This window comes from Streptomyces pallidus (ex Mingjun et al. 2026) (assembly GCF_051550185.1).
Lineage (GTDB): Bacteria > Actinomycetota > Actinomycetes > Streptomycetales > Streptomycetaceae > Streptomyces.
Window position 1 is genome coordinate 7,571,627 of sequence record NZ_CP196181.1, and the last position, 19,394, is coordinate 7,591,020.

Genomic DNA, 19,394 nt, shown 5'->3' on the forward strand with positions numbered 1-19,394 from the left:
TCTCGTCCGGCGGGGTACGAGCCTCCGGCGGCCCGTCCTCCCCTCGGTGGACGGGCGCGCCGAGCCCGTCCACCTGTCCTTATTGCGGCTTCGGGCCCTTCATCAGCTTGCTGAGCTCTTCCAGGGGGCCTTCCTTCATGCCTCGGACGTAGTCCCAGCCGTTGTGGTCGCCGCCCTGGATCTCGTGGATCGTGACCTTGATCGGGCCCTTGCCGAACTGCTGCTGGAACTTCTCCATCCGGTCGCGGCCGCCCTCCTTGGTGCCGTACTGGAAGAAGACGTTCACCTCGGGGCCCTTGTCGGTGATCAGCTTCGGGGCGAGTTTCTCCGGGTTGTTCGCGTCCATTTCCGCCTGATGGCCCTTCCAGAGCGGGGAGTCCGGGACGATCTCGCCGCCGTTGGCGATGACGGCCCGGAAGCGGTCCGGCTTCTGCAGGAGCTGCTTGAGGCCGACGAAGGCACCGGAGGAGTTGCCCATGAAGGCCCAGCCCTCGCGGGACTTGTAGGTGCGGAAGTTGGCCCGGGCGAGGTCGGGCACGTCCTCGCCGATCCAGGTGCCCATCTTGGCCTGGCCCGGGATGTCGGAGCCGTCGTAGTAGTACTTGTTGTCCGGGTTGAGGATCGGCATGACCAGGATGAACGGGAGGTTCTTGCCTGCTGCGGCGCCCTGGGCTATGGCCTCCTGGAGGCCCAGCTTCGGCAGGGTCGCCCAGTAGTTGTCGGCGTTCCCGTTGCCTCCGGGGAGTGCGATCATGACCGGGAAGGCGCTCTTCGCGTACTCGGGGCGGTCGTACTCCTTGGGCGTCCACACCCAGACGCTGCCTTCGAACCCGGACTTGGCGCCCTTGATCCGGGCCTTGGATATGCGGGTGCCGTCGTCCAGTTTGACCGTCTGCTTGAAGTCGGCGAAGGGACCCGTGGGGAGGGACACGTCCGGGTCCGCGCTCGGCGCGGCTGCCTGCTTCCCGCTGCCGGTCTCCTTGCCCTTCTCCGTTCCGGTGGAGGGCTTCGCGTAGCTGACGGATTCGCCGTTCCCGTCGAACCAGTCCGTCGTCCAGTAGATCAACCCGGCGCAGGAGCCGGCGAGCAGGGCCACGGCCACCGCGGAGCCGATCCACACCTTCCTGCGGGATCGCCTCGGCTGCTGCGACTGCGAGTAATCGTGCACGAACTTCGCTCCGAACGGTGCGGCTGCCCTGGGTGGGCAGAACTTGTGGGTCCTCCTCTTTGGAGGCGTTTCTCGACCGTCGGGTTGCAAAAATATGCAACAAATGTCGTTTAGGCTTCAAATGAGTGTGCCCAAGCCGCCGTCCCCCGCCGCCGCGGCTCACCGCGCACGCCGCAGGACGCAGGACACAGGAGGGGAGGTCGGGGAAAATCGCTGGTGGGACCTCGCCTGCCTCCGGCTATCCTGCCTCGTCCTGTACAGGCCAAGGAGGGTCACCCACCATGAGCGGCGCCACTTCGTCCTTTCCCGAGCGGATCGAGATATCCGGGGAAGGTCTCGTCCTGCGCGACTGGACCGAGGCGGACCTGGCCGCGATGCCCGAGCTGTTCGACCACGCCGACATCGCCTACTGGACGCCCATCGTCTCGCCCTTCGACGCTGCCGCCGCCGACGCACGACTGGTCCGGAGCCGGCGGCTCCGGGCGGAGGGCACGACCATCCTGCTCGCCATCACCGTCGACGGTGGCGCGCCGCTCGGCGAGGTGATGCTGCGGCGCGCTCCCGAAGGCACGGAGCTCGGGTACGCCGTCGGCCCGGCGCACCGCGGCCAGGGGCTTGCGGCGCGGGCGGTGCGGGTGATGGCCTCGTACGCCTTCGAGCAGCTGGGTGCCGAGCAGGTGATCCTGGAACTGGAAGCCGAGAACGCGGCCAGCGTCGCCGTCGCCACCAGGGCGGGCTTCAGGCTGCTCGACGTGCCGCTCATCACGGGTGAGGAGAAGGGGCGGCCCTACTCCCTCCAGACCTGGGGTCTGGACCGCCCCTGACCCGGTTCGCGCGCGCACGCCTGGTCCGGCTCGGCAGGGGCACTCGTGATGGGTGTGATCAAGCCAAATTCTCGCCACCTGATCGGCTCGGCAGGACCTAGAGTGTGCGCGTGACCGAGCAGAACCCCGAACTCATCGCCGGCCGGTACCAGCTGGTCGAACGCATCGGCCAGGGTGGTATGGGCCGGGTGTGGCGTGGCCTCGACCAGCACCTCTTCGGACGTGAGGTGGCGGTCAAGGAGATCCTTTTCCCGCCAGGCATGGAGGCCGCCGATCGCACAGCGCTGCTCCGGCGGTTCATCGGCGAGGCTCGCGCAGCGGTCACCCTCAGCCACTCCGGGATCATCACGATCCATGACGTCGTGGAGCACGAGGGTGCCCCCGTCATCGTGATGGAGTTGGTCCGCGGGCAGTCCCTGGCCGCTGTCCTCCGCAGCGGGGGGCGACTGCCCGTCCAGCGGGTGGCCGAGATCGGCGCCGCCGTGCTCGACGCGCTGGCCGAGGCGCACAGGGCGCGGATCATCCATCGTGACATCAAGCCGGACAACGTGCTCCTGGCCAAGGACCGCGTCGTCCTGACCGACTTCGGCATCGCCCACCTCGCGGACGCCACGACCAAGCTGAGCCACAGCGGGATCGTCATCGGCACGCCGCACTACATGCCGCCGGAGCAGCTGGAGGGCAAGCGCCCGACCCCCGCCAACGACCTGTGGGCGCTCGGCGCGACCCTGTACCACGCCGTCGAGGGGCACCCGCCGTTCGATGCGGAGGGGCTCCGTGCCCTCGCCGTGGCGGTCTTCACCCGACCCCATCGGCCGGCGGTCCACGCCGGCCCGCTCGCACCCGTGCTGGACGCACTCCTCACCAAGGACCCCGCGCAGCGCGTGAGTGCCGGCGAAGCGGCCGCGATGCTGGCATCCGTACTGCGGTCCTCCGCGCCCGGCCCCCGCGGATCCGCCTCCGAGCCGGCTTCCCCGCGCACTCCCGACCCGCGCACTCCCGACCCGCGGTCGACCCCCGTACCGGCACCGGACGCCGGGACGCCCGCTCCCGCTCCAACGGCGCCGGAGCAGCAACCGCCGTCGACGACGCCGTCACCGCAGACCCGGACGGTCCTGGACTCCGGATCCGCAGTGGGCGCCCCGCAGCGCCCCCTGCCGGCCCGGCCGACCGCCCCGCCCGTGCCCCCTGCCGAAGGGCCGGTCACGCAGGGGGGCACCCCCGGGAGGGGAGACGGCGAGCGGGCGTCCACCCGGCGGCGGCCCCCCACCCGGCGCTCCGTGGTCCTGGCCGCCGTCCTCGCCACGCTCGCCACGGGCTCCGTCCTCACCTGGACCCTCACCCGTGACGAGGACACGCATCACGGGCGCGGGGCGGGCGGCAGCGGGTCGGCGGCTTCCTCCACCACCGTGGTGATCGGGGTGGACGCACCGCTCAGCGGCGGGCTGTCCTCCATGGGCGTCGGCATCAGGAACTCGGCCGAGCTGGCGGCCAGGACCGCCAACGAAACCGGGCACGTCCCCGGGGTGAACTTCGAGATCAAGGCCCTGGACGACGCGGCCGACCCCGCCAAGGGTGCGTCCAACGCCGCCCGCTTCGTGTCCGACGAGCAGGTCGTGGGAGTGGTCGGCCCCCTCAACTCCGGCGTCGCCAAGACGCTGGTGGCGCCGCTCTCCCGGGCGAACATGGCCGTCGTGTCGCCGGGCAACACCGACCCGGTGCTCACGCTGGGACCCGCCTGGGCCTCCGGCACCAGGACGCGTCCCTACCCCACCTACTTCCGCACCATCGCAACGGACGTCGACCAGGGGCCGTTCGCCGCCCGGTACCTGCACGGCGAGGCGAAGAAGACCAAGCTGTACGTGGTGAACGACGCGAGTGCCCACGGCACCGCCCTCACCTCGGGTCTCACGGCCGAATTCACGAAGCTCGGCGGGACCGTCGTGGGTACCGAGCAGGTCGATCCCGCGGAACGCGCCTTCGCGGGCCTTGCAGAAAGAGTGCGGTCCTCGGGAGCGGAAGCCGTCTACTTCGGTGGGTACTACGACACCGCAGCACCGCTCTCCCAGCAGCTCGAGCAGGCGGGCGTCACCGTCCCCCTGATGGGGGGCGACGGCATCTTCGACCAGCAGTACCTCACGACGAACCCGAAGGCCGAGGGCGACCTCGCGACCAACATCGGCGTGCCCGCCGAGGGATCGGCGGCCGGCCAGGACTTCCTCGCCCGGTACCGGAAGGCGGGCTATCCGGAAGCGGCCGGCTGGTACGGGCCGTACGCGTACGACGCGACCTGGGCCCTCATCGAGGCGGTGAAGACGGTCGTGACGGCCAACGGCGGCTCCCTCCCCGGCGACGCCCGGGCGAAGCTGCCACCGGCCGTGGCGCGGCTGGATTTCGGCGGAGTCACCGGCCGCGTCGCCTTCGACGGGAGCGGCGACGCAGTCACCCGTCAGCTGACGGTGTACGCGGTGACCGGCGGCAGTTGGGCGTCCGTGACGAGCGGACCGGCCGCACGCTGAACCCGACGGGGCAGACCGTCCGCGCATGCCGGAGGCGGCGACAGATGTCGATCCGTCACCGCCCCCGGCCGTCAGGCGGGCTGGAACGCCCGGACGCCCGTCATGCCCGTGTCGCTGCTCAGTACGACAGGTCCTTCTGGTCCGTGATCAGACGACCGGCGATGTGCAGGTTGCCGTCGGAGTCGAGCACGGCGATGATCTTCTTCGTCGAGCCGTGGTGGGTCGTGAAGTAGATCTTGTCCGCCTCTTGGGAGCTGGAGTAGTTCGTGTTCACCGACAGCTCGATGCTCACCGGGGAGCTGATGAGCACGTCCTTCTTGGGCGAGTTCGGGTAGGTCTGGTTCTGCCGCAGCTTGATGCGGCCGTGGGTGTCACCCTCGTCCCAGTCCGACGCCAGTCCGAGATCGATCTCAGCCATGAGGCTTCCCCTCGAGTTGGGCGGGCTGTTTCCGCCTCGCGGGCTCCGGCCGCGTCGTTCCGTGCAAGAAGCCCGTCAGGACGTGCCCGCTCCCCAGTGAAAGAACTTCCTCGGTCGGGTGACAGCGGCATCACCCGAACCGATCAAAAGCCTATACAGCTCGGTCATCTGTAGGGATCAAACTTCAAAAACGTTCACTTCGTATCGGAAGTGACCATTCTTGATCGAGTCGGCTGTGGCGTCTGCTTTTCGTGGTGTGCCGTTTGTGCCGGGCGGCCCGAGGGATTCGGCGGCCGTAACCCGGCGGAGGTCGCGCAGGCTGCCGGCGCTTCGAGCGGCTCCGTCCACCACCGCTCCCAGGGGCGCCGGGCTCGTGCACTGGTCCCATGGAACGGCCTTGCGCAGGTCAGCGCGGAAGACGGCGAACCGTGAACAGCCGTCAGCGGAAGCCGTTGAAGTGCGCAGGAGTCCGGCAGGTCAACAACCACGCATAGCGCCACGCATCCCGCGCTGAACCGCGGCAATTGGCCCATGCGGCTGGAGACGGAAGTACCCACGGTGTTGCCAGAGCCTTCTCGTACCTCGGGCGCGATGAACGACCGGGCGAGTTCGATCGCCCTGCTGTAACACGCCCGGCGCACAGCGGCGCCCCGCCCGGCTCCGAAGACTGCCGGGCGGGGCGCCGCAGCATGGATGCGGGCTACCCGCGTCTTCTCCGTCGGATGGAGCCGGAAGCGCACGATCACCCACGCCGATCTCAGGGTGTGGAGCCGAGGGCGCGTCGGGCGTCCAGCCAGACCCGCTCGAACTCCTCCGCCGAAATCTCACCGCCCCGCCGCGCTCCGTCCCGAATCGTGAGCCGGCCTTCGGCGATCGCACCGTATCGCTGCTGGTAGCGGCTCATCGTGTCGATGTCCGACCGCTCCTGGAACCGCAGCACCTCGTCCAGGGAGGCGGCGGTCACCGGAGTGCCGTCACGGCCGCGCAGATCCACCTGCCGTGTTACTTGCCCTCCCCCGTCGCCTTCGAAGTACTGCCACAGATCGAGGTCTTCGTCGGACACGCGGATCCACATCGGCATACAGCCATGCTTGCGCAGCCTCCCGACCGGAACCAGCACACACGCCGCTCCCGCGGTTCTGCAGAGCGGAGTGGGAGGACCACGGCTGACCCACGCCACGGCTCTCCAGCTCCCGCTCGCTGTGAACGGGCGCCTCAGCAGACTGTTGCGCCCAGATCTCCGCCACCGCGTCGGCCACGTCCTTGGAGGCGATCGGCTGGATCGGCGTGCTGGGCAACCGGACGGTGTCGCCGTCGGTGGTCCAGGACAGGACGGCGGCCACGAACTCCATGAACTGCGTTGCCCGGACGATCGAGTAGGGGATGGGCCCGGCCGCGAGGACGTCCTCCCGGAGCACCTTGGCCCGGTAGTAGTCCAGCTCCGGAACCTGGTCCGCGCCGACGATCGAGAGGATGACGAAGTGGCCGACGCCGCCTTTCCGGGCCGCGGCCACAAGGTTGTCCATCGAGGTCTGGAAGAAGGCCGCAGAGGCGTCGTCGAAGGTCGGGGAGTTCGTCAGGTTGACGACGACGTCGGCTTTCGCCACCGCCTCGTCCAGTCCCTGGCCGCTGATGACGTCAACTCCGGTGGACTGTGCGTGGGGTACCGCCTCGTGACCGGCGGCGTTGAGAATCTTGACGATCTGCGGTCCGATCAGCCCGGTACCACCGATGACTGCGACCCTCATGACGCGCCTTTCGTCGGGATGTGCATCCGTTACAGGACACATGATCCCGAAGTGATCGCATTCGGCCTTGTATGTAAAGCGGAAGACACAATGCGAACAATTGTCCGAGCGGTCCTCCGGCTCGCTGCGCCGGCATCAGGGGGCGATCTAACATGAAAGACCAGTTCTCTTCGAACCCCGCACCTGCCCACGGCGAAACGGTAGGGAGGCCGGCATGGAGTTCGGGAACGGAGCCGGGCGAGTGGACGGCTCACGCTATCTGCCGATCTCCGAGCACGGCCTGATCGGTGATCTCCGCACTGCCGCGCTCGTCGGGACCAACGGCACGATCGACTGGTACTGCTGCCCGCGCTTCGACGCGCCGAGCGTGTTCGCCTCGATCCTTGACGCCGACCGGGGCGGATCCTTCGAGCTGGCCGCCGACGTGCCGACGCGCACGCGGCAGTTCTACTTCCCCGACACCAACGTGCTGATCACGCGGTTCTACGCCGCTGACGGGGTGGCGGAGATCCAGGACTTCATGCCGGTCGTCGACGAGTCGCGCGAGACGGCCCGGCACCGGTTGATCCGCCGGGTGATATGCGTTCGGGGGACCCTTCCGTTCGCGGCGCGGATAGCTCCTCGCTTCGGCTACGGCACCGAGCGGCACACCGTACGCGCGCAAGCCCATGAGGCCGTCTTCGAGTCTCCGTCGATCTCGCTGGCGCTGACCTCCACCGCGCCGCTCGAGTGCGACGGCACGGACGTGTGGTCGCACTTCAAGCTCCTCGAAGGCGAGTCCGTGGTGTTCGCCCTCGACAAGATCAGCGATGACGTCCGCCCGCGGGCCTGTCCGCGCGCCGAGGCGGAGGAACAGTTCGAGGCGACGGTCAGGTTCTGGGGCCGGTGGTTGGGCCGCTCGCGCTACCGCGGCCGGTGGCGGGAGATGGTGCACCGCTCCGCGCTGGCGCTGAAGCTGCTCACCTACGTGCCGACCGGTGCGATCGTGGCTGCTCCGACGACCAGCCTGCCCGAGCAGCTCGGCGGTGAGCGCAACTGGGACTACCGGTACGTATGGGTCCGCGACGCCGCCTTCTGCGTCTACGCCATGCTCCGCCTGGGCTTCACCTCGGAGGCCGAGGCGTTCATGGGCTTCCTGTCCGACCGGGGCATCCTGCGGGGCGCCGGACCCACCGGTCCGCTGCAGATCATGTACGGCATCGACGGGCGGAGCGAGCTGCCGGAGTCCGAGCTGCCCCACCTCGAGGGGTACCTGGGATCGGCTCCGGTACGGGTGGGCAACGCCGCCACCAAGCAGCTCCAACTGGACATCTACGGAGCACTGATCGATTCCGTCTACCTGTACGACAAATGGGGGCAGCCCATCAGCAGCGATCACTGGGACGAGGTCGGCACCGTGGTCGACTGGCTCTGCGACCACTGGGACCAGCCCGACGAGGGCGTCTGGGAGACCCGGGGCGGCCGGAGGAACTTCGTCTACTCGCGGTTGATGAGCTGGGTGGCGATCGAACGGGCCGTCCGGATGGCCAACCGGCGTGGCCTGCCGGCCGACCTCTCCCGCTGGCAGCAGAGCCGGGACGCGATCTACCGGCAGATCATGCGACAGGGCTGGTCGGCCACGCGCGGGGCGTTCGTCCAGGGGTTGGGGGACGACGTACTGGATGCATCCGTGCTGATGATGCCGATGGCCAAGTTCATCTCACCCACCGACCCGAAGTGGCTCTCGACCCTGGACGCGCTCGCCGCCGATCTGGTCTCCGACTCCCTCGTCTACCGCTACGATCCGACGGCCAGCCCGGACGGCCTGCGGGGTGCAGAGGGCACGTTCTCGATCTGCTCCTTCTGGTACGTCGAGGCGCTCACCCGCGCCGGACGCCTGGAGGAGGCCCGACTGGCCTTCGAGAAGATGCTCACCTACGCCAACCACGTCGGCCTCTACGCCGAGGAGATCGGCCGGACCGGAGAACAACTCGGCAACTTCCCCCAGGCGTTCACCCACCTCTCGTTGATCAGCGCCGCCTTCAACCTCGACCGTGCCCTCGGCTGAGCCCACCGGCGGCCGGGCGGCGCCCGTGTTCCCGTCGCAGCGGGCGGCAGCGGCCGTCGGCGTACAGGTGGAGGCCGGTGGGAACCCGCCGCGCCAGCGGCCCGGGCCGTGGGGCTACGCCGACTGCCGATGTGTCGTCGGGGGCGAGGTCCCCGGCCGGTTCCGCCGCGCGAGCGGATAGCTACAGCACGTGAGATCCGGGCGCTCCTGCGGTGACCCGTCCCACAGGAGCCACGTCACATACGAGACGCGTTAGTAGCTCCTCAGGCACCCGATCTCGCCCACCTATGCCGGCCCCACCTGCACGGATCTCTCCGCCACTGCCGTCGCCGCAGAAGGCCGAGACCACGGGGGTGCCTAGTAGGCGGGGTCGTTGCCAGGCCGTGGGGGCGTCGGTAGAACTGGATGCGTCGCCAGCCGGCACGGGTTCCCCGGGCCGCAGACGAACCCCTCTCCCTCGCGTGAGTGGCTCACGCATGTCCCCGGCATGCCGCGATCGTCCTTGTCCCCTACGGAAGGCTTTCCGTGTCCCGCTCCGTCATCCGCCGCATCGCCGCTTCCAAGAAGACCCTCGCGGGTTCCGTCGTCGCCCTGGGTGTCGCCGGTTCCATGCTCGCCACGGTTCCCGCCCAGGCGGCCCCGACGAGCGCCAAGGCGATCGCCCAGCAGATGATCAAGGACCCGGCGCAGTTCGCGGCCTTCGACAAGATCGTCTCCCATGAAAGCGGCTGGAACCACACCGCCACGAACGCCTCCTCGGGCGCGTACGGCCTGGTCCAGGCCCTGCCGGCGTCGAAGATGGCCTCCGCCGGTGCCGACTGGAAGACCAACCCGGCCACGCAGATCAAGTGGGGTCTGGACTACATGAACTCCCGCTACGGCTCCCCGGTCCAGGCCTGGAACTTCTGGCAGGCCAACCACTGGTACTAAGCCGGTCACCAGCTGCAGACACGACACGCCACGACGCTCGGCCGGATCCTCCCGGACGGGCGTCCCGGCGTATCCGGCGAGGACCGGTCGCTCATGCCGGTTTCCAGTGCCTGGGTGGCGGGTGGCCCAACGCTGGGCGGTGGACGGCGGACCCGGCAGCGTTCAGCGGCCTGCCGCAGCGGGCCGGTGAGGCGGCGGGGAACCGCCCAGGCAGGTGGTGGCCGGCCGGCCGGCACCTCAGGGGTGCCGGGGTAGCACTGGTCGATCCCCGCCCGTTGTGCCTAGGGTGGAATGACCGGAAAGAGGACCTACGTGCACCAACACGGCGAAAAGGGCAGTCCGGACATCGAGGTCGATGCCCGGAGCGGTACGGCCGTGGTCCGCCCGCACGGCGAGATGGACATCTCCCGTGCCCAGGCCTTCCGCCAGGCGCTGTTCGAGGCGCTGGCCGGTGAGCCGCGCCTGAGTGACGTGGTGGTCGATCTGCAGTACTTGTCCTTCTGCGACTCCTCGGGCCTGAACGTTCTGCTGGACGCCCGGACCGCGGTCGCCGCAACCGGCCAGCGCCTCTTTCTGGCGGCCCCACGAGAACAGTTCCTGCGCCTCCTGGAACACACCGGCACCCAGCACCTGTTCACCATCGAGCCCGCGCCGCCGTTCTGAGCAAGGGCCCCTCCGCCAGGCGGCTTCCCGAGCAGTCCTCCTCCGCAGCGATGGCGATCACGTCCCGGGGGCGGACCCGCCGTCGACCTCGGCCGGATTGCGGGCATCGCACCACCTGAGGCGGAACAATCCGTCACCATGGGTACACCGCCTGCCACCGGCTTGGAGGCCCGTTGATGGATGCCCGAGACATCGCCGACCTCGAGGACAAGGAGTACGAGGACCTGATCGTGGCGAACTCCCACCCCCCGGCCCGCGACCCCGAGGTGTGGACGGCTCTGACCCACCCGGACAACCTGGCGCGCACGTACGACATCATCACCAACGTCCACCAGCGCGCTGGCAACGTGCTGCGCAAGCGCAAGGCGGAGCGCGAGCTCTTCCAGACGGAGTGCTTCTCCCGCGGCGAGGCGGGCAAGCGGGAGTGGTTCGCCACCCGCGCCGAGTACGAGAGCTGGCGCAAGCGGGCGGCCAACTTCCACCAGATGATCCAGCGGGCGATCTCCGAACTGGGCAAGGTGCAGCGCTCGGTGAATCGGTCTGCCAACCACCGGCTCGCACAGGAGCAGCGCGAGACGCTGCGCAGGCTCGCCCTCGCGGTCCACCGGCACCAGGCGGACCACGCCAGGGAGGGCGGTATCGCCGCGCAGAGCGACTACGAGCTGTGGCGGATGCTGGACCGGCTGACCGTACCGGTCGGCGCCGAGCAGGAACAGGTAACGCTCCGCACCATGCTCGACATCTACTGGAGCGACGTGCTGCCCGTGGACGAGGGTGAGGGGCGGCGCGCGGAGGCGGAGCTCGCCATGCGGTCCGCGCCGGCGGGCAAGTCCGGCCGGTACGGGGGAGTGCCGAGGGCGCGGCACGTCCACAACGACAAGGAACTGGCCTGACCGAATCGGGCGCACTGCGCCGTGTCCACGTCGACGTCTCACCCGGCTTCTGCACCAGGCCGTCGGCAACGGTGACGCCGCAACACCCGGGCTCGTGATGCGTGGCGTCTGCGTCACACCAGCGCCGCGCCGCCGTCTACCGCGAGCGTGGTGCCGGTGACGTAGGCGTTGGACAAGACGAAGAGATAGGCCGCCGCGGCTTCCTCGGCAGTGCCCACACGCCGCGTGAGCAGCTCGGCTCCGGCGCCCTGGAGGAAGGCCTCCGGGTCCGGGACGCTGCCGTCCCACAGCTCGGTGCGGATCACACCGGGCTGGATCACGTTGACCCGCAGAGGGGCGAGTTCGACGGCGAGTGCCCGGGACAGGGCCTCGATGCCGCCGGTGATCCCTGACGTGAGCGCGGTTCCGGACAGGGGGCGGATCGCGAGGACGCCGGAGCTGAAAGTGATCGAGCCGCCGTCGCGCAGACGCGGTGCAGCGTACTTGGCGGAGAGGAACGCGCCCCAGAACCGGCGCTCGAAGACGGCCCTGGCCTCCTGCGGGGTGGTCTCGACCAACGGCTTGATCAGCAGAGATTCGCCCGCGGTGTAGACGAGGTGGTCGAACTCCCCGACCTGCTCGAAGAACGCGGCGATGGCGTCGCCGTCGGCGACGTCCAGGCGGCGGCCTTCGGTCGGCTCGCCCAACCGCTTCGTCGCGGCGGCCACGCGGTCCTGACTGCTGGAGGCGACCACGACGTCCGCGCCAGCCGCCGCGGCCTGTTGGGCTACTGCGAAGCCGATGCCGGAGGTTCCACCGATGATCACGATCTTCTTGCCGGCCAGAGACATGGGATCCGTTCCTTCGTCGATGCGGTGCCGGGGTTCGGCACCGCCATGGCAAGAACGTACGCCTCCACATCGAGACGATGAATGACTTGAAGTCTCGATTCCCTGTCATATCGTCTCGCGTCGCAGGCGCTAGAGTAGCGCTGTGGACATCCTGAGCGACACACTCGAAGTCCTGCGCACGGGACGCCCGATGGTGACTCGCACCGACGCGCACGCCCCGTGGGCCCTGAGGTTCCAACCCATCTCAGGAGCCGGATTCCATCTGGTCCTGGAAGGTCACTGCCACCTGCTGCCACCGCACGGCCAACCCCTCGCGCTCGGACCCGGCGACATCGCGTTCCTGCGACGCGGCAGCGGACACGTGCTGTGCGATGTGCCGGGCCGCGATCCGGTGGACTTCGTACCGGAGCGCGTGGACCGTTCCTCGCCGATCGGCCGGGTCACCGTGGACGGACCAGGGCCGCACACGGTGCTGGTGTGCGGCGCGTACGCGATCGACGTCGATCGCCCGCATCCACTGTTCAGCGATCTACCGGAGGTCATCCACCTCCCCGCGGTTCCGGGCCGCCACCCGGCACTGCGCTCGGCGGTCGATCAGCTGTGCGCCGAGTTCCACGCGCCGCAGCCGGGCTCCGATGCGGTCGTCACGGCGCTCGTCGATCTGCTGCTGCTGTACATCCTCCGGTCGTGGTACGCCGAACTGCCGAAGGAGCGGACCCGGGGTTGGGCGGCCGCGCTGACCGACCCGGCAGTCGCCCCGGCCCTGAAGGCGATCCACGACGATCCCGGCCGTCCGTGGACCGTGGAGTCGCTGGGCACCCGCGCCGGTCTGTCCCGTGCGGCGTTCGCCCGCCGCTTCGCCTCGGTGGTCGGCGAGCCGCCGCTGACCTACCTGACCAACTGGCGGATGGCCACCGCGGCGCGGTTGCTGCACCGATCGCCGGCCCCGCTGAGCACGATCGCGCAGCAGACGGGGTACACGTCGGAGTTCGCCTTCGCCAAGGCCTTCAAACGGCACTTCGGATCGCCGCCGGGGGCCTACCGCAAGCAGGTCGAGACGGCAGGCGACGTAGCGACGCCGATACAACTGACGGTGACGGCCGGGCCATCGCGGTGACCGGCGACGAGGCCTACGGACAGGCCCCGGCCTGCGGGGCGGGCTGGAGCCCGCGGGGTCGGGTACGGCCGGCGGTGTCCTGCGCGACCAGAGTGCGATCCACCAGGGCCGCACGGCGACCCGCGGGGACGAGGCCGCCCCTCGCCTACCCGCCTCGGCCCGGACAACGTCCGCACCGGTGACGCCCGGGCGTTGCTCATCCGCATCGACGGCGCCTGACCAGACGGGCCGCGGCGCCGAGGGGAGGTCGGACGGAAGGGCGCGCGGTGCGGAGGGCCGCCCGTTCCCGTTGAGTTCCGGCGTCCCCGCGGCACAGACGGGCGAGTCGGCCGACCGACTCGGGGCTGCGGCGAGCGGCGGCGTCGTGGCGGTATCGCCGGAGCAACTCCGCCACGACGAACGTTGCGTGCTGCCGGACCCCGGAGCCCCCGTCTGACCCGACCGGCGGGCCGTGGCTGCCCGAGCGGGTGAGGCGGGTCGCGAGACCGGTCAGGAATCGAGAAGCCCCGGCCGCCGCGCAGCCCCTAGCGTGACGGTCATGGCAACCAACGCTTCCACCTCAGCCCCCACGTCCCTCGCGTCCGTCACCCTGGAGGTGGCCGATCCCGAGGCCGCGCGCCGCTTCTACACCGCCTTCGGCGTGGACACGTACATACGCCTGCGGGCCTCGGAGGCGCACTCCGCCGGGTTCCGCGGCTTCACCCTCGGGCTCACGGTGTCCAACCCGGCCACCGTCGACGGCTTCCTCCGCGCGGCCGTGGACGCCGGCGCCACCGTCCTCAAGCCCGCCGCGAAGTCACTGTGGGGCTACAGCGGCGTCGTCCAGGCCCCCGACGGGACGATCTGGAAGATCGCGACCTCGGCGAAGAAGGACACCGGCCCCGACACCCGCGACATCGACGAGATCGTCCTGCTGCTCGGCGTCGAGGCCGTGAAGGCCACCCGGCAGTTCTACGTCGACCGGGGCCTGACCGTGACCAAGAGCTTCGGCGGCAAGTACACCGAGTTCGCCGCCCACGCCTCCAGCCCCGTCAAGCTCGCCCTGTACAAGCGACGCGCCCTGGCCAAGGACCTCGGCGTCCCCGCCGACGGCACCGGCTCGCACCGCATCACCCTCGGCAGCACCACCGACACCTTCACCGACCCCGACGGGTTCGTCTGGGAGACCGCCGCGTAACCCACTCTTCTGGCCTGGCTGCGCCGTATGGTCGTGCCCACTGCGCGGGAAGACCGCGGGAGGCACGGAAGGGAAGTCCGATGGAACACACCACACCCCAGGGGTACACCTCCGTGGCACCGTGGGTGGTCACCGACGACACGGGAGCGCTGCTCGACTTCGTCGCCGCTGCCTTCGACGGTGAGGAACTGGCCCGGGTGGCCGTGGAGGACGGCACCATCGGACACGGGGAGATCCGCATCGGCGACACGGTCGTCCTGGCCTTCGACCGTCGCCCCGACTGGCCCGTGATGCCCTCGCTGCTGCGTGTCTACGTCCCTGACGCGGACGCGGCGGTGGCGGCTGCCGTGGCGCACGGGGCGGAGGTGATCACCGTGGTGGGCGACAACGCATGGGGGGACCGCGGCGGCCGCGTCCGCGACCCGTTCGGGAACATCTGGTGGGTGATGAGCCACGTCGAGGACGTCGACCCGGACACGGCGTGGCAGCGCATGTCCGAGCCGAAGTACGTCGAGTCGATGCGCGTGGCACAGCGGACGCTCGACACCGCGCTCAGCGGGCGCGCGTCCGGGATTTCCCGTGCCCCGCTGCGGCCGGCCGACTGACGCCCCCTGTCGCGCGGGTGGCGCTTCCGTGTCACGGCCGCCCGCCGCGCACGGCGCCCGCGGAAGGGCGCAGCTCCTCTAGCGCAGGCTGCTGAAGAAGGCGCGTACGTCGCCGACGACGGTGACACCAAGCGCCGCGTCCGTGCCGGTATCGCCTACCTGAACCGGGCCTAACCGGAGGCGGGCCGGGCGGCTGAGCCCCCGTACGACGGGCACGTGAGGCGTCGCGGCGCCGGCTCGGGGGTCGACGGGCTTCCACCACACCGGTGTCGACGTGCCCGGATCGGGCCGCCGAGCCGGTGGTGTCGGCGGCCTGTCGGTGGCTTGTCGGGGCTGTCGCTGCGATGTCGGTGGGGGCTGACACCTTTCGAGAGGTCGAGCCGGGTACCCATCCGGCTCGGAGTTCGAGGAGGGGATCTGTCGTGCATGACGTAGTGATCGTGGGGGCCGGTCCGGTCGGTCTGGCCCTCGCCTGCGAGCTCGGCCTCGCAGGGTGTTCCGTACTGGTACTCGAACGGGAGCCAGGGCTCGGCTCCCCGCTCCGGGCGGCCCCGCTCGGGAGGCGGGGGCTGTCCGCCGCGTCGGTCGAGGCGTTCTACCGACGCGGCATGCTGGAACCGCTGCTGACGGCCTCGGGCGTCCAAGAGGTGTTCGGTGCGGCCCCCGCAGCGGGTGCGCCGTCACGTCCTCGGTTCTTCGGACACTTCGCCGGCATGATGCTCGACGGGGCCCGGGTCGACGTCGACGCCCTGCCGTTCCGGTTGCCCGGCCCGGCACTCGAAGCCGTGATGACGGACCTCGAAGCGGTCGAGACGGTGCTGTCCGAGCAGGCGTCCAGGCTCGGAGTGGACATCAGGCGCGGCGTCACGGTCTCGGCCGTCTCGCAGAACGGGGAGAGCGTGGTCGCGCAAGCCGGCGCGGACGCGTACGAGGCGCGCTGGCTCGTCGGCTGCGACGGCGGACGCAGTACGGTGCGCAGGCTCGCGGGCTTCGACTTCGTCGGTACCGAGCCGCAGTTCACCGGCTACACCATGCAAGCGACGCTCGCCGATCCCGAGAAGCTGCGCCCCGGCTTCCACCTGACGCCGACGGGCATGTACATCCGGATGCCCACCGACGGGCACATCGCCATGACGGACTTCGACGGCGGTGCGTTCGACCGCTCGAAGCCGCCGACCCGCGACCACCTCCAGGCGGTGCTGCGCCGTGTGTCCGGCACCGACGTGACCATCCGTACGGTCCACATCGCCTCCAGCTTCACCGATCGGGCGATGCAGACGACGGCCTACCGGCAAGGACGCGTCCTCCTCGCTGGCGACGCCGCGCACATCCACTCGCCCCTCGGCGGCCAGGGGCTGAACACCGGCATCGGCGACGCCGTGAACCTGGGGTGGAAGCTCGCCGCGACCGTGCACGGCCACGCGCCGGACCGGCTTCTCGACACGTACGCCGACGAGCGCCATCCGATCGGTGCGGCGGTGCTCGACTGGTCGCGCGCCCAGGTGGCGACCATGAGGCCGGACCCGTACGCCCAGGCGATCCAGGCAGTGGTTCGCGATCTCATCGGGACCCGTGACGGAGCGACCTACGTGTTCGAGAAGCTGTCGGGATCGTGGATCCGGTACGACCTCGGCAGCGACCATCCGCTGGTCGGCCGCAGCGCCCCTGACTTCCGTCTAGAGGACGGCACCCGCCTCGGCGACCTCATGGTGGACGGCCGGGGCGTCGTGCTCGATTTCAGCGTCGGACAGCGCCTGCAGGCTTCGGCGACGGGCTGGGAGCGCCGGATACGGTACGCGGCCGGGACGGCGAGGAACGACCTCGGGTCAGGTGCCGTGCTGGTGCGGCCCGACGGTGTGATCGCCTGGGCAGGTGATCGGGAACCTGATCGGGAGGAGTTCGAGCGGGCCGCGAGCCGTTGGTTCGGTGCTCCGGCCGCGGCCGGACCCACCGGCTCCGCCCACCCCGGACCCGCACCCCTGCACACAGGTTCCGGTCGGCCGTGAGCCCGCCCGCGAGCGCCTCAGCGAGAAGGAGTGACGGTGGCCATTGCCTCAGCCCTTGCGGGTGAGGATCCCGGTTTGCTTCCCCGCCTGGTAGCGGACCCGGTTGTCGTCCAGAGCGGTGAGCGTCTGCTCGCCCACGCTGTGGCACCTGCCGCTGGGGATGCTTTCGGTGACGACCGTGTCGAGTTCGACCGTGTCCGCGCCGGCGCCCAGAAGGGTGCCCGCTCCTCTGCACTGGACGTTGCCGCTGGTGGTGCGTGTGGTGACCACCTCGTCGCCGACCTTCCCCTGCCGGATGGTCAGGCGTCGTTGTAGCTGCACGGAGCCGTCGTCCACGGTTCCCTCCCACACCCCGAGAAACACCGTCGGTATGGCTCCCATGGAGGAGGACGCGGCGAGAGGGGGCGCCGGCGACGGGGTGGGTGCCGGATTTCCCTGCGCGGTGGTGTGTGGAGTCCGGGCTGGGGGAGGGCTGGAGCCAGGAGACTTGGTGGAGGTGGTCCACACGGTGGCCGCGATGCCCAAGACCGGGATCACGATTCCGATCACCCACCAGGCCCATCTGGGTGGATCGCTTCCCGGACCGTCCGACTGCGGGTGTGCCTGCTCGGCTCGCGCCGGTTCCTCGTCACCTACGCCGCTCACGTCCCCCCACTCCTCCTGCGAGAGCAACAGTTGATCAAGGCTAACCAGAATCCAGGGGTACCGCGACGGTTCGTGGGGTTGCGTCCTTGGCAGTGGTGTTCGGGTTCCGCCCTGCTCCGGGGGTTCGTGCCGAAGGAGGGGGGCGGCGGCCCGGGCAGGCTTCGCCCGCTTCATCCTCGCGGCCCCGCTGGGGTGCTCACCGGGCAGCGCGCGTGCAGGCTGGTGCCCAGGACCGGAGTCGTCATCGGCCACGGCGCGGAGAGGAAGCCATGGGAGGGACGGGTGAGGCGAGCTCGGGCGGGAGTGGGTCCGGGCGGCTGCTGGCACGGTTGGCCGTGCTCGCCGCGGTGGGTTCGTTGGTCGTCCTGGTGATCGCTCTGGGAGACGGCGGGCTGGTCGTCGTCACGGCAGGGTTCCTCGGTCTGGTCCTCTGCTCCGTCGGGGTGTGGTGGTTCGTGACGCGTCGTGGGGCCGCGCGACTCCTCGGGGGGCTGCTCGCGACCGCGGCACCTCTCGCCGTCCTGGTGGTCTTCGCACACGACGGTCTATGGCTCACGGCGTTGGTCCTGTGCCTGTGCTGGGGTACGGCGCTGGCCTGCGCCCGGGCTGCGCTGCGCAGGACGAGTCCGGAGCGGTCGCGTCCGGCGGCGATCCCCGCCACCCGGCCGAAGCAGCCGGCCCTGATCATGAATCCGCAGTCGGGGGGCGGGAAGGTCGGCCGCTTCGGGTTGGTCGAGCGTGCCGAGGATCTCGGCGCGCGGGTCGTTCTGCTCGATCCGTCCGTGCCGGCCGATGTGGCCGCACTGGCCCGGGCCGCCGTGGCCGAGGGCGCGGACCTGCTCGGCGTTGCTGGTGGTGACGGGACCCAGGCCCTGGTCGCGGCCGTCGCCGCCCAGCACGGCCTGCCGTTCCTCGTGATCTGCGCCGGCACCCGCAACCACTTCGCCATGGACCTGGGCCTCGACCGCTCCGACCCCTCGCGCTGTCTCGACGCCCTGACCGACGGCGAGGAGCTCCGGGTCGATCTTGGTGAAGTCTCGGGCCGGCCCTTCGTCAACACCGTGTCCTTCGGCGTGTATGCCGATGTCGTACAACGGCCCGAGTACCGCGACGACAAGGCGGGTACCGCACTGGCCCTCATGCCGGACCTGTTGGTCGGCGAAGGGGCGCCGCGACTCGACGCGCAGGTCGACGGCACGGCGCTCTCGGCCCAGCAGGCTCTGCTGGTGAGCAACAACCCGTACGCCTTGCCCGACGGGCTAGGTCGCGGCGGCCGACGACCGCATCTCGACGACGGGCTACTGGGAGTGCTCGGCGTCCGGGTGGAGGATGCGGCGCAGGCGGCCGATCTGGCTGTGCGGGGCCCGCAGTCCACGGGGCTGACCGTCATGACCGCACAGCGCGTCGAAGTGACCGCCGACACCGACGAGATCCCCGTGGCGGTCGACGGCGAAGCACTGCGGATGCCCACCCCGGTCGTGTGCACGCTGCACCCGGGCGCGCTGCGGGTCCTGGTGCCGCGCGACCGTCCGGGCGTCGTCGTGCCCGGGCCGCCCGTGGACTGGCGGCGGGTCATCGACCTCGCGTGGGGGCGCATCCGACGGACCACGCCTTCGTGAACCGGTCGCCGTCAGATGGCCGACGCCCGTCCAGACGTTCAGCGCGAGCGGGAGGCGCCGCTCTGGATCAGTCCGGCGCCCCGGCGGCCGCCACAGCCGACATCCGTTGTCGCGGCTGCGGGCGGAGAAGACCACTCCCGCAGCGTTGGTGCGGCATCTTGCCCCGGTGTTTCCGCGGGCGCTTC

The 19,394-nt window shown here is 70.2% G+C and carries 17 protein-coding genes; 11 read left to right on the plus strand and 6 right to left on the minus strand.

Annotated elements, in window-relative coordinates:
• Positions 1-79: 79 nt before the first annotated feature.
• Entirely contained in the window at positions 80-1,168 is a 1,089-nt protein-coding gene (locus ACSHWO_RS33910; protein WP_361099572.1) for an alpha/beta hydrolase, read from the minus strand.
• A gap of 281 nt (positions 1,169-1,449) precedes the next feature.
• Between ACSHWO_RS33910 and ACSHWO_RS33915 the strand changes: the two genes are divergently transcribed.
• Together ACSHWO_RS33915 and ACSHWO_RS33920 are read left to right on the plus strand one after the other, a co-directional pair.
• Entirely contained in the window at positions 1,450-1,992 is a 543-nt protein-coding gene (locus ACSHWO_RS33915; RefSeq protein ID WP_438318364.1) for a GNAT family N-acetyltransferase, read from the plus strand.
• A 110-nt stretch (positions 1,993-2,102) separates the two neighbouring features.
• Positions 2,103-4,511, plus strand: coding sequence for an ABC transporter substrate-binding protein (locus ACSHWO_RS33920; protein ID WP_438318367.1), 2,409 nt, complete (start codon positions 2,103-2,105; stop codon positions 4,509-4,511).
• Positions 4,512-4,629: 118 nt separating this feature from the next.
• On the opposite strand, the gene ACSHWO_RS33925 is transcribed toward ACSHWO_RS33920, so the two are convergent.
• The 3 genes from ACSHWO_RS33925 to ACSHWO_RS33935 form a co-directional block, all read right to left on the minus strand.
• Positions 4,630-4,929, minus strand: a complete 300-nt coding sequence (locus ACSHWO_RS33925; RefSeq protein WP_438318370.1) for a DUF6342 family protein — start codon at positions 4,927-4,929, stop codon at positions 4,630-4,632.
• Positions 4,930-5,686: 757 nt separating this feature from the next.
• Positions 5,687-5,893 (minus strand): hypothetical protein, encoded by a 207-nt coding sequence (locus ACSHWO_RS33930; RefSeq protein ID WP_438318373.1) that lies wholly within the window; start codon positions 5,891-5,893, stop codon positions 5,687-5,689.
• 10 nt (positions 5,894-5,903) lie between these two features.
• Complete coding sequence (locus ACSHWO_RS33935) at positions 5,904-6,677, minus strand: SDR family oxidoreductase (protein WP_438318376.1); 774 nt, start codon at positions 6,675-6,677, stop codon at positions 5,904-5,906.
• Positions 6,678-6,891: 214 nt separating this feature from the next.
• Here ACSHWO_RS33935 and ACSHWO_RS33940 point away from each other — a divergent pair, with 214 nt between their 5' ends.
• The 4 genes from ACSHWO_RS33940 (at position 6,892) to ACSHWO_RS33955 (ending at position 11,210) form a co-directional block, all read left to right on the plus strand.
• Positions 6,892-8,724: a glycoside hydrolase family 15 protein gene (locus tag ACSHWO_RS33940; protein WP_438318379.1), complete on the plus strand. Its 1,833-nt coding sequence runs from the start codon at positions 6,892-6,894 to the stop codon at positions 8,722-8,724.
• Positions 8,725-9,249: 525 nt separating this feature from the next.
• Positions 9,250-9,654: a transglycosylase SLT domain-containing protein gene (locus ACSHWO_RS33945; RefSeq protein ID WP_361083557.1), complete on the plus strand. Its 405-nt coding sequence runs from the start codon at positions 9,250-9,252 to the stop codon at positions 9,652-9,654.
• A 291-nt stretch (positions 9,655-9,945) separates the two neighbouring features.
• Positions 9,946-10,317, plus strand: coding sequence for an STAS domain-containing protein (locus ACSHWO_RS33950; RefSeq protein WP_438318382.1), 372 nt, complete (start codon positions 9,946-9,948; stop codon positions 10,315-10,317).
• Positions 10,318-10,493: 176 nt separating this feature from the next.
• A complete protein-coding gene (locus ACSHWO_RS33955; RefSeq protein WP_385809391.1) occupies positions 10,494-11,210 on the plus strand; it encodes a hypothetical protein in 717 nt (238 codons plus the stop codon).
• 113 nt (positions 11,211-11,323) lie between these two features.
• Here ACSHWO_RS33955 and ACSHWO_RS33960 read toward each other — a convergent pair whose 3' ends face one another.
• Positions 11,324-12,040, minus strand: coding sequence for an SDR family oxidoreductase (locus ACSHWO_RS33960; protein WP_438318386.1), 717 nt, complete (start codon positions 12,038-12,040; stop codon positions 11,324-11,326).
• 142 nt (positions 12,041-12,182) lie between these two features.
• Here ACSHWO_RS33960 and ACSHWO_RS33965 point away from each other — a divergent pair, with 142 nt between their 5' ends.
• From ACSHWO_RS33965 to ACSHWO_RS33980, 4 genes are all read left to right on the plus strand, one after another.
• Positions 12,183-13,157, plus strand: a complete 975-nt coding sequence (locus tag ACSHWO_RS33965) for an AraC family transcriptional regulator (protein WP_438318389.1) — start codon at positions 12,183-12,185, stop codon at positions 13,155-13,157.
• 538 nt (positions 13,158-13,695) lie between these two features.
• Complete coding sequence (locus ACSHWO_RS33970) at positions 13,696-14,334, plus strand: glyoxalase (RefSeq protein WP_385809338.1); 639 nt, start codon at positions 13,696-13,698, stop codon at positions 14,332-14,334.
• 80 nt (positions 14,335-14,414) lie between these two features.
• A complete protein-coding gene (locus ACSHWO_RS33975; protein WP_438318392.1) occupies positions 14,415-14,939 on the plus strand; it encodes a VOC family protein in 525 nt (174 codons plus the stop codon).
• Positions 14,940-15,361: 422 nt separating this feature from the next.
• Positions 15,362-16,945 carry an FAD-dependent oxidoreductase gene (locus tag ACSHWO_RS33980; protein WP_438318395.1) on the plus strand — a complete coding sequence of 528 codons (1,584 nt, stop codon included), beginning with the start codon at positions 15,362-15,364 and terminating at the stop codon, positions 16,943-16,945.
• 48 nt (positions 16,946-16,993) lie between these two features.
• Here ACSHWO_RS33980 and ACSHWO_RS33985 read toward each other — a convergent pair whose 3' ends face one another.
• Positions 16,994-17,281 (minus strand): hypothetical protein, encoded by a 288-nt coding sequence (locus ACSHWO_RS33985; protein WP_385809277.1) that lies wholly within the window; start codon positions 17,279-17,281, stop codon positions 16,994-16,996.
• A gap of 578 nt (positions 17,282-17,859) precedes the next feature.
• Here ACSHWO_RS33985 and ACSHWO_RS33990 point away from each other — a divergent pair.
• Positions 17,860-19,209, plus strand: a complete 1,350-nt coding sequence (locus tag ACSHWO_RS33990; protein ID WP_438318398.1) for a diacylglycerol/lipid kinase family protein — start codon at positions 17,860-17,862, stop codon at positions 19,207-19,209.
• Positions 19,210-19,394: the final 185 nt, after the last annotated feature.